This is a genomic window from Anoxybacillus thermarum, from assembly GCF_000836725.1.
Classification (GTDB): domain Bacteria; phylum Bacillota; class Bacilli; order Bacillales; family Anoxybacillaceae; genus Anoxybacillus; species Anoxybacillus thermarum.
In genome coordinates, this window is sequence record NZ_JXTH01000149.1 from 1 (window position 1) to 656 (window position 656).

The following is a 656-nucleotide window of genomic DNA, read 5'->3' on the forward strand; positions in this document are numbered from 1 at the left end:
CCCTACACCCGAATTTCCATTTCTCCCCCTCCCCTTTGTACAAAATGTGCACATTTACCCGCTAATTAGAGGGGCGGGTAAATACTATTTCCAATTTTGCTATATCGAACGACTACCCGAAATCAAGCGATACAGACGCAATACTTCAGCGTCAACCTCCCGTTCAGCTACCGAACGCAAAAACGGAATACGGAATTCACGTTCCATGTCCATCATGATGTCCGACAATAGAAAATCACGTCGCGATCGTGACGCGTTCATAGCCTCCCAATACCGACGCTTATACTCCGCAAGTCTTTCCATGTCCTAACCTCCCCAATTTTTCTCGTAATGTTTCTTTAAAATCAAGTTAATATATAGTGCACTGCCAACGCTCCGCTACTCTCCATTGACGCCCTTGCCACTGGGGCCCTGCTCCCTTTGGAAACCCTAAAGGGCGAGGCGCGCGGGGAAAAAACGCTCCCGCGCACCTCGGCAAAGCTTACCAAAGGGAGCCACCCAGCGATCAAGGGACGCTTCGCTTTGCTCCGCTCGTCATTCCGATTCGCTCCGCTGTTTCAGCAGTTGCGCGTCTATCTTGCTCTCTAACCCCTTGACAGCTTCAACAACGCTTGTCAAACCTTCAGCCATATCCATTGCCTTCTGTTGTTGCATGT

Annotated in this window: 1 protein-coding gene; it reads right to left on the reverse strand. The window is 50.0% G+C overall.

The features are described from left to right. Nucleotides 1–99: 99 nt before the first annotated feature. Complete coding sequence (locus LH47_RS14855; RefSeq protein ID WP_043968819.1) at nucleotides 100–303, reverse strand: hypothetical protein; 204 nt, start codon at nucleotides 301–303, stop codon at nucleotides 100–102. Between the last annotated feature and the right edge of the window lie 353 nt (nucleotides 304–656).